The organism is Mesorhizobium sp. M7A.F.Ca.MR.245.00.0.0, assembly GCF_003997415.1.
In the GTDB taxonomy this organism is placed as follows: Bacteria; Pseudomonadota; Alphaproteobacteria; order Rhizobiales; family Rhizobiaceae; genus Mesorhizobium.
On record NZ_RZTE01000001.1, the window covers coordinates 257,483 to 271,691 of the forward strand.

At 60.7% G+C, this 14,209-nt stretch carries 14 protein-coding genes; 9 read left to right on the plus strand and 5 right to left on the minus strand.

Annotated elements, in window-relative coordinates; all coding sequences use genetic code 11:
• Positions 1–49 precede the first annotated feature (49 nt).
• Entirely contained in the window at positions 50–907 is an 858-nt protein-coding gene (locus EOB80_RS01230; RefSeq protein WP_127326389.1) for a nitroreductase family protein, read from the minus strand.
• Positions 908–962: 55 nt separating this feature from the next.
• Positions 963–3,611: a CoA transferase gene (locus EOB80_RS01235; RefSeq protein WP_206516784.1), complete on the minus strand. Its 2,649-nt coding sequence runs from the start codon at positions 3,609–3,611 to the stop codon at positions 963–965.
• Positions 3,612–3,839: 228 nt separating this feature from the next.
• On the opposite strand from EOB80_RS01235, the gene EOB80_RS01240 reads away from it, so the two are divergent.
• From EOB80_RS01240 to EOB80_RS01255, 4 genes are read left to right on the plus strand one after another with little or no spacing between them, the layout of a single operon-like run.
• Positions 3,840–4,622 (plus strand): SMP-30/gluconolactonase/LRE family protein, encoded by a 783-nt coding sequence (locus tag EOB80_RS01240; protein ID WP_245466211.1) that lies wholly within the window; start codon positions 3,840–3,842, stop codon positions 4,620–4,622.
• The gene (locus EOB80_RS01245; protein ID WP_206516785.1) at positions 4,600–5,814 is read left to right on the plus strand and encodes a thiolase family protein; all 1,215 of its coding nucleotides are present in this window, start codon (positions 4,600–4,602) and stop codon (positions 5,812–5,814) included. The genes EOB80_RS01240 and EOB80_RS01245 overlap by 23 nt, the downstream gene beginning before the upstream one ends.
• Entirely contained in the window at positions 5,781–6,266 is a 486-nt protein-coding gene (locus EOB80_RS01250; protein ID WP_206516786.1) for an OB-fold domain-containing protein, read from the plus strand. Before EOB80_RS01245 ends, EOB80_RS01250 begins: the two co-directional genes overlap by 34 nt.
• Positions 6,260–6,799 (plus strand): helix-turn-helix domain-containing protein, encoded by a 540-nt coding sequence (locus tag EOB80_RS01255; protein WP_127326390.1) that lies wholly within the window; start codon positions 6,260–6,262, stop codon positions 6,797–6,799. Before EOB80_RS01250 ends, EOB80_RS01255 begins: the two co-directional genes overlap by 7 nt.
• On the opposite strand, the gene EOB80_RS01260 is transcribed toward EOB80_RS01255, so the two are convergent.
• Entirely contained in the window at positions 6,780–7,106 is a 327-nt protein-coding gene (locus tag EOB80_RS01260) for a hypothetical protein (RefSeq protein WP_127326391.1), read from the minus strand. The genes EOB80_RS01255 and EOB80_RS01260 overlap by 20 nt on opposite strands.
• Before the next feature lie 98 nt (positions 7,107–7,204).
• On the opposite strand from EOB80_RS01260, the gene EOB80_RS01265 reads away from it, so the two are divergent.
• The 3 genes from EOB80_RS01265 (at position 7,205) to EOB80_RS01275 (ending at position 10,252) form a co-directional block, all read left to right on the plus strand.
• Positions 7,205–8,509, plus strand: a complete 1,305-nt coding sequence (locus EOB80_RS01265) for a sugar ABC transporter substrate-binding protein (RefSeq protein WP_127326392.1) — start codon at positions 7,205–7,207, stop codon at positions 8,507–8,509.
• A complete protein-coding gene (locus EOB80_RS01270) occupies positions 8,502–9,422 on the plus strand; it encodes a sugar ABC transporter permease (protein WP_024504905.1) in 921 nt (306 codons plus the stop codon). The genes EOB80_RS01265 and EOB80_RS01270 overlap by 8 nt, the downstream gene beginning before the upstream one ends.
• Positions 9,423–9,484: 62 nt before the next feature.
• Entirely contained in the window at positions 9,485–10,252 is a 768-nt protein-coding gene (locus EOB80_RS01275) for a carbohydrate ABC transporter permease (protein WP_236382678.1), read from the plus strand.
• Positions 10,253–10,324: 72 nt separating this feature from the next.
• Here EOB80_RS01275 and EOB80_RS01280 read toward each other — a convergent pair whose 3' ends face one another.
• Together EOB80_RS01280 and EOB80_RS01285 are read right to left on the minus strand one after the other, a co-directional pair.
• On the minus strand, positions 10,325–11,194 hold the full coding sequence (locus tag EOB80_RS01280; protein ID WP_024504907.1) for an alpha/beta hydrolase: 870 nt from the start codon (positions 11,192–11,194) through the stop codon (positions 10,325–10,327).
• 10 nt (positions 11,195–11,204) lie between these two features.
• The gene (locus EOB80_RS01285) at positions 11,205–11,609 is read right to left on the minus strand and encodes a hypothetical protein (RefSeq protein ID WP_024504908.1); all 405 of its coding nucleotides are present in this window, start codon (positions 11,607–11,609) and stop codon (positions 11,205–11,207) included.
• Between the two features lie 233 nt (positions 11,610–11,842).
• Here EOB80_RS01285 and EOB80_RS01290 point away from each other — a divergent pair, with 233 nt between their 5' ends.
• Together EOB80_RS01290 and EOB80_RS01295 are read left to right on the plus strand one after the other, a co-directional pair.
• Complete coding sequence (locus tag EOB80_RS01290; protein ID WP_050580511.1) at positions 11,843–12,574, plus strand: GntR family transcriptional regulator; 732 nt, start codon at positions 11,843–11,845, stop codon at positions 12,572–12,574.
• A gap of 250 nt (positions 12,575–12,824) precedes the next feature.
• Complete coding sequence (locus EOB80_RS01295) at positions 12,825–14,063, plus strand: substrate-binding domain-containing protein (RefSeq protein WP_024504910.1); 1,239 nt, start codon at positions 12,825–12,827, stop codon at positions 14,061–14,063.
• The last annotated feature ends 146 nt before the right edge of the window (positions 14,064–14,209 follow it).

Genomic DNA, 14,209 nt, shown 5'->3' on the forward strand with positions numbered 1-14,209 from the left:
GAAGTCGCAGCCCCTGTCTCTCAGTCAACATTGGCGCGCGCAACCGCAGCTATTTGAGCCCAAATCGCCGCGCCTTCAGGAAGTCCGTGAGCACGTGCCTGCCGGTCAGTGCAGCAACGTCCTTTATCCGCGCCGCGGTCTGTTCAGTCCAGTCGATGTTGCGCATGTTCTGTTCGGCCTGGAATTCCCGCATGCGTGCCTCGTAGGCCGCCATAAGCTCCGGGTCGATTTGGGTATACCGCTCGCGGTGGAGGATTATGCCTTGCGGCAGGCGCGGCTTGACGTCTGTTGCCACCGCCGGATCGGGGCGGCCGACTGTCATGCCGAACACGACCATCGATTCGTCGGGCAGTCCCAGTTCGTTGGCGACGGCCTGAGGGTCGTTACGCATCGCGCCTATGTAGCAGCAGCCGAGGCCGAGCGACTCGATTGCAACAGCGGCATTCTGCGCTGCGAACGCGGCGTCCGCGATGGCAAAGATGAATGCCTCGATGTAATCGAGTGCGACACCGGCATGTCCCCGCTCATCGCTGATCGCACGCAGGCGAGCCAGATCGGCGACGAAAACGAGCAGCAGCGGCGCGTCATGGATGTGCTTCTGGTCCGCGGCGTAGCCGGCCAGCCGCGCCTTGCGATCCTTGTCCTCGACCGCAATGACGCTCCAAGCTTGGAGGTTGGAAGTTGAAGCCGCCGACTGTGCGGCCGCCACGACGAGCTCAAGGGTATTTGCGGGAAGGGGCTGGTCGAGGTAGTAGCGCACCGACCGGTGCGACAGCATCACATCCAGCGTACTGTTCCAAGTGACGTGGGACAATTCTTCGGCGAGAGCGGGATCACGGTAGCGCGTACCGACGCGTTCACGTGCCGCTGTACCGTCGGCGACGCTGTTTCGCTGCTTGCTGGTCATCTGATTGTTATCCATCTGGTTGTTTGGCTTGATCCGCCTGGGATTCTTGCCGAGGTCAAATAACGCCCTCGTGCTTGAACGAGCGGATCTGTGCTGTTGAGTGGCCGAGGAGTTCACCGAGGACATATTCGTTGTCTTCGCCGTAACAAGGCGCTCCGCGGTTGATCAATCCGCCTGCATGCGCGGGTGTGCGGCCAAGTTTGAACGGCACTTCGGCCACGGGCCACGTCCCGATCCTTGTCCCAGGCACTTCGGTCAGCCACTCCAGCCTCCGCAACTGCGGATCGTGATCGCAGCGATCCTCCGCCGTCTGGCATACGCCAGCGGCCACGCCAGCTGCTTGCAAGCGGCTCATGCAGTCATAGGCCTCAACGCCCTCGGTCCACGTTCCAACCACCTTGTCCAGTGCATCCTGGTTGACAAGACGAGCCGCAATATTGGCGAAGCGTGGATCGGTTAGCCATTCAGGATGGCCCGCGGCATGGGCGAGCGCCGCCCATGACCGCTGGTCGCAGCACGAGATCGCGATCCAGCGATCCGCCCCCTGGCAACGATAGGCGCCATGCGGCGCGGCATTGCCATAAGGGGAGCGGTTGCCGGTACGCTGCCACACTCGCCCGTTTGCCGACCAATCAAGGATGGCCTGGCTGGCAAGGAAGATGCCCGCTTCGCATTGGGACGCGTCGATATGCTGACCCTTGCCGGTGACCGAGCGGTAGTACAGCGCACCGAGGAGCGATTGGGCGAAGCCATAGGCCCCCATCCAGTCGAGATAGGAATAGCCCCACCCGGCAGGCATCGCCGGTTCGGCAAGACCGGACATCTCGTTCATCCCAGCAAACGAGGCAGCGATAGGCCCAACGGTGCGCAGTCGGCCATAGGTGCCGTAACTGCCCATGCCGGACTGCTGGACGTAGATGATATCGGGACGGATGCTGCGCAGGACGTCATACCCCAGGCCTAACCGATCGAGGACGCCCGGAGAGAAGCCTTCGGCGACGACGTCGGAGATTGCGATCAGCCGCTTGGCGATATCGATACCTTTCGGGTGGCGGATATTGAGCGAGAGCCCGCGCTTGCCCGTGTTCTTATTGTTGAACTGGCCGCCCATGTCGGGATCGCTGACGCCCGGCAGTGGGCCGGTCGCGGCCTCGCGCGCCGTGCGGCCGCCAACGGGTGCCATTGCGGCGAGGCGTGTGTCTGGGTTTTCCTTCCATTCGACCTTGATGCACTCGGCGCCAAGCGCAGCAGCAAAGCGCGTTCCGCCCGCCGAAGCAAGAAACCATGAGAAGTCAAAGATGCGGACGTTCTGCAAAGGAAAGGGACGATTGCGTGCTGAGAGCGCCGGTTTCAGGGTCGCCTCTGCCGCTACCTTTGGCGATGCCTGCCTTGAGGTGTTGCTCACTTCGTCCGTATGCTCACCGCGCAGCGGCGCGCGCTTGCCGGCCTGCCATCGTGTTTCCGAACTCAGCCATTTGCTTGTGGCATAATGGAAGCTGCGCCCAAGTTCAGGGTGATCGACCTTGGTGATGGCGCCGCGCTTCAGCCAATGCTCGTCTTGTGCATTCTCATGCGGCTTGCGCACCGGTGCCCAGAGCAATCCCGCTGCCTGAGCTTCTTGCCAGGGCGTCGCGTCATATGTGTGGGCGCGGACGAAACGCTGAACCACTTCCAGCGTGTGCGAGGTGGCGTCGTCCATCTTCGACGAGCCCGGGACGCTGCGTGCGTTAAAGTCCGCATCGGCTGTGGGCGCCTCGAGGTCCGCAGCCATGTCGAAACGCTCGAGGAACGGCACGAGATTGGCCTTGTCACGGGCGCCAACACCCCAGGTCATGTACCAGCGACCATCTTTGGTGTGACTGATGTTGGGGACACGCGACACTGCCTCCATGGCATGACGGCATGTCAGACGATGGAGCGGCGCTCGGCGCATCACCCATGACATCAGATCGATCTCGGTGCTCTTGGCCACCGCCTCATGGATGGCACAGGAGATATCCTGACCGAGACCCGAGGTGGTCCGCTCGATCAGAGCGGCAAGAATGCCAATCATGAGTTGCTCACCGGCAATATGGTAGGCATGCCAGATTTGCGGTGCGATAGGCGGTAGGTCGTACTGTTCCGATGGATCCGGATCGTAGCCGCAATTCATCATGACGCCGCCGAGCGCCAGATGAACCAGGTCCGACCCCTTGAAGGTACTCCAAGGGCCGTCATCGCCGAAAGGCGTCATGCGGGCGATGACGAGCGAGGGGTACCGCGCCGCCAAGGCTTCGCGGGTCAGCCCAAGCTGTTCATTCAACATGCCGCAGCTAGCATCCAGCAGGATGTCGGCAGTACCCAGGAGCTGGACCAACATCTCGCGACCGCCTGCGGTATCCAGATCGGCGACGGCGGATTTCTTGCCGCGGTTGTATGCCCAGAAATAGAGCGACTTTTCGGGGTCGGGCTCCTCAGAACAGAACGGGGCGATGCGCCTCGTCGGGCTGCCGTCTGCTGATTCGATCTTGATCACCTCGGCGCCGAGTCCTGCAAGCAGCAGGCCGCAATACTCCGCCGTCTCGTCCGCCACCTCGATCACTCGAAGGCCAGACAGCATTCCGGGGGCGGTGTCGGACGCCAGAGCGGTCGACCGGGGTTCAACTCTTGCAGCTGTCATGAAGGGTGTTTGGACCGTCTCAGCGTTGATGTTGAGCAACCACATTTATGGAGTTTGCTCGGCAAGATAATGCATTATATAAAATTAGACATTGAGAAGCGGCGCCTGTCAATTAGAAATTGCGGGGGTCAAACCAATTCACCTTGGGTGGTGGAAAAAGTGCAGAAGAAATTTCGATCCTGAATTTTTAAGGCTTCCGGCGCTATGTCGTGGCCAATGCGCCATTGGAGCGTCTTCACACCGGCATGATGTGGGCGGAAGGTCCGGTCTGTTTTGCGGATCTCGAGATTCTCCTTCTTAGCGACGTTCCGGCAGAGCAAATATTACTGTCGCCATAGGGCAGCCACCGTCGTCTTTCGCCATCCGTCCGGCAACGCCAATGGCAACACCCGGGACCGCCAAGGGCGTCTGCTCACCTGCGAGAGCGGCAATCGTCGCGTCGTCCGCACCGAACTTGACGGGAGGCAGACCGTTCTCGCCGATAGCTACGAGGGAAAGCGGCTCAACTCGCCAAACGACTTCGTCGTACGCTCGGATGATTCGATCTGGTTTACCGACCCGGATTATGGAATTCTCAGCGATTACACAGGAAACCGCGCCTCCAGCGAGCTCGGGCGCCGCTGCGTTTTCCGCCTTGATCCCCTCGATGGCAAGCTGGCGATCGCCACGGACAAACTGGACCCAATGGTCTGGCCTTCTCGCCCACCGAGAAAATCCTTTTCGTTGCCGACTCAGGCGCGACGCACACGCCTGGGTGGCGCACATGAGATCCTAGCTTTTGACGTAGCGGCCGAGGGGTGGGCTGGCGACCGCCGGACATTCGCCGTGATCGATGCCGGGGTGCCTGACGGGTTCCGCGTGGACCTCGATGGCAATATCTGGACAAGCGCGGCTGATGGTGTTCACTGCATCAGCCCCGAGGGGGAATTAATCGGTAAGATTGCGGTCCCGGAAACCCGTCACAAACCTGACGTTTGGCGGCCCAAGCGCAATCGCCTGTTCATAGCCGCTGCCTCGTCTCTTTACTCGATTTATGTCGGGACACGCGGCCTCTGAAATGGTTCCGAAACCTCTTGACCAAAATAAAATAAAATGCATCATCCATTACGGAGGGACGATGCAAGGCTTTTCTGGGCTTCGAGATAAAGTATCGGTGGTGGGCGTCGGCACGACGGCGTACGGCAACTTTCCCGACATGGACGAGTATGGCCTTGCGGCTGAGGCGTTTCGCAACGCGGTTGCAGATTGCGGACTGGACAAGGGCGCGGTCGACGGCCTGCTTACATGTCGTATTCCGAGCTACTACCGGATGGGCGAAGTCCTGGGACTTGATCCGCGTTGGACGATCACCCTACCGGGGCATGGTCGCATGTCGGGCATCGGCCTCATCGAGGCAACGATCGCCTTGACGAGCGGCCAGGCGAAATATGTCGCGCTGCTTTACGCCAACATCGGCCGATCTCGCCGCGTCTTCTACGGCGGAGGTGAAATGCCGGGCCATTGGGACCCTTGGGGGTTCACCTCGCCCGGCGGCGCCCACGCCATGATGTTCCGTCGCCACATGGAGCTTTACGGTACGACGACGCGGCAACTCGCTGAAGTTTCCGTGGCCTTCCGCAGCCATGCGCAACTCAATCCCGGCGCGGTGATGAAGGAGGCAATGACTATCGACGACCATGAGAATTCCCGTCCGATCGTCGCCCCGCTGCGCCTATTCGATTATTGCCTGATCAACGATGGCGCCGTCTGCCTGATCCTCACGACAAGCGAGCGTGCCGCTGATCTCGCCAAGCCGCCGGTTCGGATCAGCGGATTTTCGGGGCGCGAGGCCTATCGAAACTCGTCCATAGAGAATTTTCACATCGACTTCTGGCACGATCAGGTCTCGGCATCGGGCGATGAGGCGTTCGCCATGGCCGGCGTCGAGCCCGCCGATGTCGATGCATTGATGTGTTACGACAATTTCAGTCCGACCGTGCTGTTCAGCCTCGAAGGCCTTGGCTTCTGCCCGCGCGGCGAAGGCGGCCGGTTCGTCGAGGGCGGAGCGTTGAAACTTGGCGGCCGGCTGCCGACCAACACGGACGGCGGCCATCTGTCCAATTCGTATATGCAGGGCTGGGCCCTCAACGTCGAGGCGGTGCGCCAACTGCGTGGCGAATGCGGCGATCGGCAGGTTGAGGACTGTGAAGTCGTGACGTACGTGCAAGCAACACCATGCACGCGCACGATCGTTTATACGCGGGCGTGACGGCTGACATGGCGTATGGCGCTTCCGCTTCCGAGAAATCCGTAGAGGCAAAGCCGTTGCCCAAGATTACGCCCTTGAACAGGCCGTTCTGGGACTATGCGCTCAAGTCAATTTACGCGCTGCAGACCTGCGATGCGTGCGGCGACGCTCATGTTCCCGAAGCGCCGGTCTGCCCTCGGTGCCTGAATGACCGCCAGACCTGGAAACCGGCGAGCGGAAAAGGCACGCTGCAGTCCTGGGCGGATTTCCATCGCGCCTATTGGGACGGCTTTGAGGCAGACTTGCCCTACCGTACATGTCTGGTGCGGCTTGACGAAGGCCCGCTGGTCGTCAGCAATTTGGTCGGCGGGCAGGCGAACCTCAGGATTGGTGCGCGCGTCCATGTGGTGTTCGACCTCATCGCCGATGGCATCGCATTACCGAAATTTTCTCTGGACGAACCGGGATGCTGAACGAAGCAGCTGACGCCGAAGTGAGCGCGGCCGGATGCGATCGTCATCACGCCGGCCGCCTGCCAGCCCGGCCAAACCGCAGCATCCTGAGATCGGCGACGCGCCCGCTCGAAATCATTGAACTCTTTGCTGCTCTCCGCCGCCCGCTGTCGGTCTCGGAAATCGCCTGCGCGCTCGAAATCCCCCAGTCAAGTTCGTCCGTGCTGCTACAGGCCATGAGCGGTGCAGGTTTCATAGCGCGCGATCGCAAGACGCGGAAATACCTACCGAGCGTCCGCTCCGTGCTGTTGAGCAACTGGGTCCACGACACGTTTCTCCAGGGCAGCGGCCTGCTGCAGGCGTTGGATGCGTTGAGCATCGAGGCCAATGCAAATGTCCGGCTTGGCGTCCGCAATGGGGTGCACGTTCAATATGTGCATGTCTCCTGGCCGTCGGCCGAGCCAAGGACGAATCGCCTGAGTCCAAGGCATGAAGTTGCCGATTGGCAGCGACGCCCTGGGCAGGATGCTGCTTCTAGCAGAGAACGAGAATGACGTACGTGGCATTCTCCGGCACGGGAACGCCGTCGGCGATGCTGCACATGCGGTCAATGTGGAGGATCTTGTCAACGAGCTGCGAATGCACCGCGTCGATCGCTTCGCGGTTTGTCGCGATCTGAGTGCCCAGGACGACCTCGTCATCGCAATCCAGTTGCCCGCGCGATTTGGAGCGCCTGCTGCGATCGGCATTGGCGTTGCCGTTTCCGGGCACGCGGACGGTCGGTCGAGGTTCGCCGCGCTGCTTCGTGACTTCGCTGCAGAAGCCTGGCGTGCGTGAGGGCGAAGTGCTTGACCGCCACATGCGTACGCCGGGGCGGAATAGGAGCTACCAGGCGGCTCTTTCTAAAACGACTAAGAAGCAGGCTGGTGGAGGAATGCGCAATGAAGAGCAGTAACTTGATGGAACTCATGCAGCAAATGTCGCTGACACGACGGCAATTGCTCGGCACGTCAGCAATGCTGGGGGCAGCCGCTCTGATGCCGCGGCAGGCATGGAGCGCGCCCGATCTCAAGGGTATCGAACTCAATCTTATGGTGATCCAGCCGCACGTCACCGGTGGACGCATAGTTGCAGACGAGTTCGGCAAGGCGACCGGCGCGAAGGTCAACGTACTGCCGGTTCCCAACGACCAGATCCAGCAAAAGGCGACCCTCGACGTCCAGTCCGGATCCAACGTCTACGACGTCATCGACTACTGGTACTGTCTGCTCGGCGCGCTCGCCGAAGACGGCACGGTCGTCGACGTTACCGACCGCATTGCCAAGGATTATGCCGCTGCGGACTTCCTGCCGTCGATCTACGATCCCTACACACTGTACAAGGGAAAGCGCTGGGGGGTGCCATATGACGGCGATTCGCACGTGCTGTTCGTCAACACCGAGATCCTGGAACGGAGCGGCCAGAAGCCGCCCACGACTTGGGACGAATATCTGGCGACGGCGAAGGTCATCACGGAGGCCGAGACAGCGAACGGCATCTTCGGCACCGCGCTGCTCGGTGTGAAAAACCCTTTCATGATAGGCTGCAGCTACACCAACCGGCTGGCTGGTCTGGGTGGCGATTTCTTCGATGCCAGCGGCAAGCCGTTGCTCGATTCGGAAGTCAGCATCGCGGCCGTCCAGGCCATGCTTAACGTTGCTCCGTATGCTCTGCCGACGCCGCTGGAAACCGGGTTCGAGCAAGGATTGCCGGCCTTCCTCTCCGGTAAGGCGGCCATGATCGAGTTCTGGACCGATCTCGGGGTCAACGCACAGGATCCGGCAATGTCGCAGATTGTTGACAAGTGGACCGTGGTGCAGATGCCGATTGGCGGCGCCAACAAACAGCATCGCGGCTCGCTCGACGCCGGTTTCGGCCTGGCGATCTCGGCCGGCTCGAAGCAGCCGGACGCCGCTTGGGAACTAGTCAAGTTTGCCTGCAGCAAGGAAATGAACCTCAAGCTGACACTGACTCCCGGCAGTGGCATCGATCCGATCTTCACGTCGGTTCTCGACAGCAGCCAGTACAAGGCGGCGGCGCCGAAGGTTCAGGCTGCTGGCGCCCAGGCACTAAATGGGGCGCTTGCCTGGCCTACCGGGGCACTGGCGTCCAAGATGCTGCAAGGCCTGGCTGACGAACTTGCATTGGTTCTCGCTCAGACCAAGACCCCCGAGCAGGCTATGAAAGATGCCCAGGCGGCTTGGGTTGCAATGCTGAATGGATAGAGGCAACCCGGTTTCCACATCGGCCGGAGCGACGGTAAGCGGCTCGCGATTGGCAGGGTTCCTTCTGGTCGCGCCGCTGCTGCTCGGCCTCTCCGCCTTTGCCATCTATCCGTTTCTCGACGTGCTTGCGTTGTCGCTGTCGAAGAGCTCGCTGGGGCGGCAGTTCCAGCATTGGCCGGTTCTGACCAACTTTGCCGCCATTCAGCGCGATGGCGACTTTCAGGCGGCCCTGTTGAGGACGACGATTTTCGCAATTCCCGTCGCATTGATCCAGCTCGCACTTGGCTTGGCGATCGCGATGATGCTGCATTCAAGTCTGAAGCAGGCGAGGTGGGTGCGCAGCCTTATCCTGTTGCCGCTGATGACGCCGCCCATGATGGTGGCCGTGGCCTGGAAATTGATCCTTGCGCCCGCCGGCGGCCTGCTCAACGGCGTACTGTTGCGCACCGGCATCATAGACCAGCCGGTCTCATTCCTCGGCACCATGCCCGCAGCCTTCCTTTCGGTCGCTGTCGCCGATACCTGGCAGTGGACGCCGTTCGTGGCGATCCTCGCTTATGCGGCGCTCCAGACCTTGCCAGACGAGGTGTTCGAGGCGGCAAGTGTCGACGGCGCGTCGCCGCGAACGATCTTCTGGCAGATCACGCTTCCGATGCTGATGCCGACGCTGCTTGCCATCTTGCTGTTGCGCGTCGTGATCGCGTTCAAGCTCTTCGACCTCGTCTATGGTCTGACATTCGGCGGGCCGGGATTCAGCACCACCGTCACCACCTTCCGCATATGGCGCACTGCCATGCAGGAGTTCGATGTCGGTCTGGCCGCAGCTCAAACGCTGGTGTTCGCCATCCTCGTCAGTATTGTCACCCTGCCTATCACCTGGCTTCACAAACGCAGCGAAACGAGGTCGGGATGAGCCATTCCAGTCAAGCTGGGGGGAGGTCGCGGGGCCGGGTCGCAACAGGGTGTGCCGCGGTCATGGTCGGCTTCTTTGTGTTGCCGATTGCGTATCTCGTCTCGGTTTCCTTCAAGACGCCAGACCAGGTGCTTACCGGGTATTTCCTGCCGCAGGCACCGACACTGGCGAACTGGATCAACACCTTCCAGATCATCCCACTGTTTCGCCTGCTGGCGAACTCGCTGCTGGTCGCGGTTTGTAGCAGCCTGCTGACGCTCGCCGTCGCCTTTCCAGCCACGTACGCCATGGTGCGGTTGAAGGTCGGCGGGCGCTTCCTTCCGGCCTTCACGCTGGCGACCTACGTGGCGCCGCCGGTGGTCGCGCTCATTCCGCTTTTTCTGCTTCTGCGTCGTCTTGGTCTGCTCAACAGCCTGTCTGGCCTTATCCTGGTCAACGGGATAGCCAACCTGCCGGTGGCCTTTTGGCTGTTGTCAGGCTTCCTGCGACGGGTGCCCGTGGAAATCGACGAAGCGGCAAAGATCGACGGTGCTGGGTATTTCACGATCATCTTTCGCCTCGTCGGCCCAGTCATGGCGCCAGGCCTCGTGGCAACGGGTTTGATTTGTGGCATCCTCGCCTATGATGAGTTCCTGCTCGCCTCCGCCTTCAGCAATGACGAAGGCAGCCGAACGCTGCCGGTGGCGATAGCTCTTTTCCAGGGCGAGCGATTGATAAATTTCGGCCAGATGGCGGTAGCGTCTCTCACCGGCATTATACCGGTCTATCTGATCGGGCTGTTCGCGCAGCGGTGGCTGATCGGCGGGCTGACGGCGGGCAGCGTCAAGTAAACCAGGATCCAGGTTGGAAAAAGCGTCGACGATTTTGCTTCCTGCGTTTTTCGCTGGCCTCCCGGGGCGGTATCAGCCGGTGCGCTTTGCTGACTTCGCCCTGATCTCATCGAGGATTGGCACGATATACTCCCGGAACTTCGCCGGGTTCTCGGCCATGGGGAAGTGGCCCATGTCGCGCATATGCACCCATTTCGAGCCGGGTATCATCGACGCAAGCTGACGCCCTTCCTCGACCGTCGCCGACCAGTCGTAATCGGCATTCAGCAAATAGAGGTCGATCTTCGCCGTGTCGATATCCTTGGCCGTATCCGTGAGATCATGCTCCTCGACATAATAGTGCAGGTCGCCCGGGAAGACCGACGGCGCCCCCTGGCTGTACATCCAGATCGTCTCGCGGCGGTAGACCTCCGGGCTGCTCGGCGAACACTGTGTGTGTTGCAAGGCGGCGCGTGTGTCGTTGGATGTCGTTGGGTGCCAGTACCAGTCTGTCAGCGTGCCAGGCTCGGGGCTCTTGATAAGAGGCTCAAGCGCGATCGCGGCGCGAAAATGCTCGGGATGGTAAAGCGCCAGATCGGTCGCCAGCAGCCCACCCATCGAGCAGCCCATGAAGACGGGTCTGTCGAGCTCGAGCGCCTTTGACAACTCGAGCACGTAGCGCAGGAACCAGTCCATCTTGAGCTTGTAGCCAGTCTCCCAATAGCGGTGGGTGAGGGGAGGCAGCGACTTGCCATGGTAGGGCAAGTCCCACGCGATGAAACGGAAATACCGGGTGAGTTCCTCATCCTCGAGAAGGTGCCGCCATTGGCGCGCATCGGTGCCTGCCGTGTGCTGCAGCAGCACCGGGATGCCGGTGCCAGCCTGTTCGAGGTATATACGGTACTCGGTGTCATCCAGGGTCAGATACAGATAGCCGCATTCCATCTTTGCAAACTTTGCCATCATCCGTCCCTCAAGCCTTCACGCCGTTGATCTCCTGGCGCATCACGGCGAGGATTCGCTGCAAGGCGCTGTAATATGCGTAGAGCGACGACAGATCGCCGCCGAGCCGCATGCCGCGATGGATCGCCGCCGGGAAGAAGTCGTTGCAGAAGCGCGCCGGCGCCGGCTTCAGGATGTCGCGCCAGGTTTCCCGCGGCCCGCCGACATAGATGGTCGACGACTTGTAGCCGTCGCTTCCTTGCTGGAAGTCCACGACGCGGCCATCCCGGATCTCCATGAAATACTCGTCCGCCTCGTTGCTGTAGAAGCGGATGCGGGCGTTCCAGAAGCGGGCGGCAATCGCAAACTCCGGGTCCTTATTGACGCCATCGCGGACGGCTTTGACGGGAATGACCAACTGGTCCTTGTCGCTCACTGACGGTACTCCTCCATGCTTCCGTTAGGGTGCGCGATGGGAAAAAATCCACCGTGATCCCAACTCGCCAAGAGGCCGAAATCAACCGATCTCAAGAGTCCGGCTGAAGAAATCAATATTCTGATGCCCGTCGAACGCTGAACCGCTCGATTGTGGTTGCGGGAACGGGACGAACATGGAAATCCTGATGTAGGTCGACCAGCAGTTTCGAGTGTCGGCTTCGGAAATGAGGAATGACCGACCACCAGCCGCTAGACGCATTGCAGCAACAGATCAGCAAGCGCAGTCTCGCCGACGACAGCGGCGACTGGTCTTTGAAATCACGGACGACGGCTGAGTATCAGATTGCTGAAGTGCTGCGCGAAAAGATCATCGTCGGTGTCCTCGCGCGTGGACAGAAGCTGAAGCAGGCCGAGATCGCCAAGATGCTCGGCGTCTCGATCACGCCGGTGCGCGAGGCGCTGCGGCTGCTGGAAGCCCAGGGCTATGTGGCGGTGAGTGCCCATCGCGGCGCGATCGTCGCACCCTTCCTGATCGAAGGTGCCGAGGAACTCTACCAGTTACGACAGTTGCTTGAAACGCGCCTGACCGCGGAAGCTGCGCGGCGCATGTCGCCGAACGATCTGTACGTTCTCAAAGCCATCAACCACGATCTTCTCATGGCCGCCAGGGCTGGCGACCGCGCCGCCTGCCAGGAGAAGAATTTTCGCTTCCACTTCCGGCTATACGAACTGGCAGGCCAGGCGCAGACGCTCGATTTCGTGCGCATACTCTGGGCCAAATATCCGCTCGACTTGCTGAGCCAGATGCCGGGCAGGCAGTCGCGCGTTTTCGATGAACACGTGACGCTTCTGGCCGCTCTGGAGCGGGGCGATGTTGAGGGCGCTACGGGTGCGATGGAAGTGCACATCAATACAGGCTGGTCGGAGTTCCTGGCAAACTACAAGATGCCCGTCTTGCCCTGAGGAAGTCGCCTCACCTAGTGACAGTCGCAACTGCGGAGCGCGCCCATGGACATCGTCTGGGGCGATGGCCGCATAGCCAACGACGACTTCGGCTGAATTGTCAGTGTCTCCTATAACCATCGCAGGGGTTCTGTTCCAAACAGGCCAGCAGGGAGGGTCTTTAACGTTTGCTATGAGCGATCCTCATGGCGAGGGTTAGATTCGTCCTTCCGGCGGTTTGCGAACCTCATGATAAAAAGGGGAGGAGAGCATGCTTACCTGGAAGAACAGAGCCGTACGGTTCGCCCGCGTGATCACCGTGGCGGCCTGCACGGCAGCATTTTCGTTGGTGGGGCTGGCGGCTAGTCACGCGGCCGATCCGACGGCCGAGGAGCAGGCAGCCGCGCTGGCCGCCGTGCCGAAGGAGGCGCAGAAATACTACGGCGGCTACTGGTATGCGACCAATATAGTCGCCGATCCGTTCGCTAACTGGAAGCCCCATGCGCCGCCATGGAAGATTTGCCACAATGATTCCTATCTTGGGAATTCGTGGCGCGCCAACCTTGTGGCGGAGCTGAAGGCGCTGACCAAGCAATTGGCCGATCAAGGCCTCGCTGAACCCGAACTCAACGTCACGAACTCTAACGGCGACATCAACCTCGAGCTCACGCAGCTGAAGGCGCAGATCGCGCAGGGCTGTGACCTGATCATGAGCTATCCGGGGTCTGCGACCGGCCTTTGCGCGGGCATCAAGGAGGCTTTCGACAAGGGCATCCTTTTCGTAACCATCGACTCCACGGTCACCTGCCCGGAAGCGCTGAACGTAGCGACCAATCCCTACTATCGCGGTCAGTACGAAGGTGAGTGGATCGCCAAGCAATTGGGCGGCAAAGGTACCGCCCTCATCATGAACGGACAGCCCGGGACCGCGAACACGGTCGCTCAGGAGACAGGTTTCCGGAAGGCCGTCGAGGCGTTTCCCGACATTAAGGTCGCCGGCAGCCTGTTTGGCATGTGGACCGGGTCGGTGGCCAAAACCGAGGTGCTGAAGTTCCTGGCGACGCATCCTGAGCCTGTGCACGCTGTGTTCTCGACAGGCAATATGGGCGTTGGCGTGGGCCAAGCGTTCGAGCAGTCGGGCCGTGCGCTTCCGATCATCACCGAAGTCACCAACCTTTGCAGCCTGCTTGCTTACTGGAAGGAAAAGAACCTCACCGCCAACACCTTTGTCCAGGATGGCGGTCCGATGGCCTATTCCGCCTTCATTCCTGCACTGCACATGATGGCCGGGCAAAAACCGAAGGTGAACACCATCTTCATGCCGCTGCCCAGCATCACGGCGGAGAACTTCAATGACTACTACGACGCTTCCATGACCGTGCAAAGCACCTGCTTCGCCAACGGCAAGGACCTGCACCTCGTGCCGGACTCGTATTTCGAGCAGTTCTTCACCGGCGGCGAGCCGAGAGCCAAGGTTGAGATCGTCTCGACCAACGCCCAGCCGCAGTGAAATGCACCACGATGGGTGCTCGCGTTCAGCGCGGGCACCCATAAGGGAGTTGCGCATCGTGCGCGGCATTGCTTTTCAAAGGATCACACCCGTCGGGTATGAATGGTAGTCGCACTTTGGCCGACTTGTCCCTCAAGACCATCCAA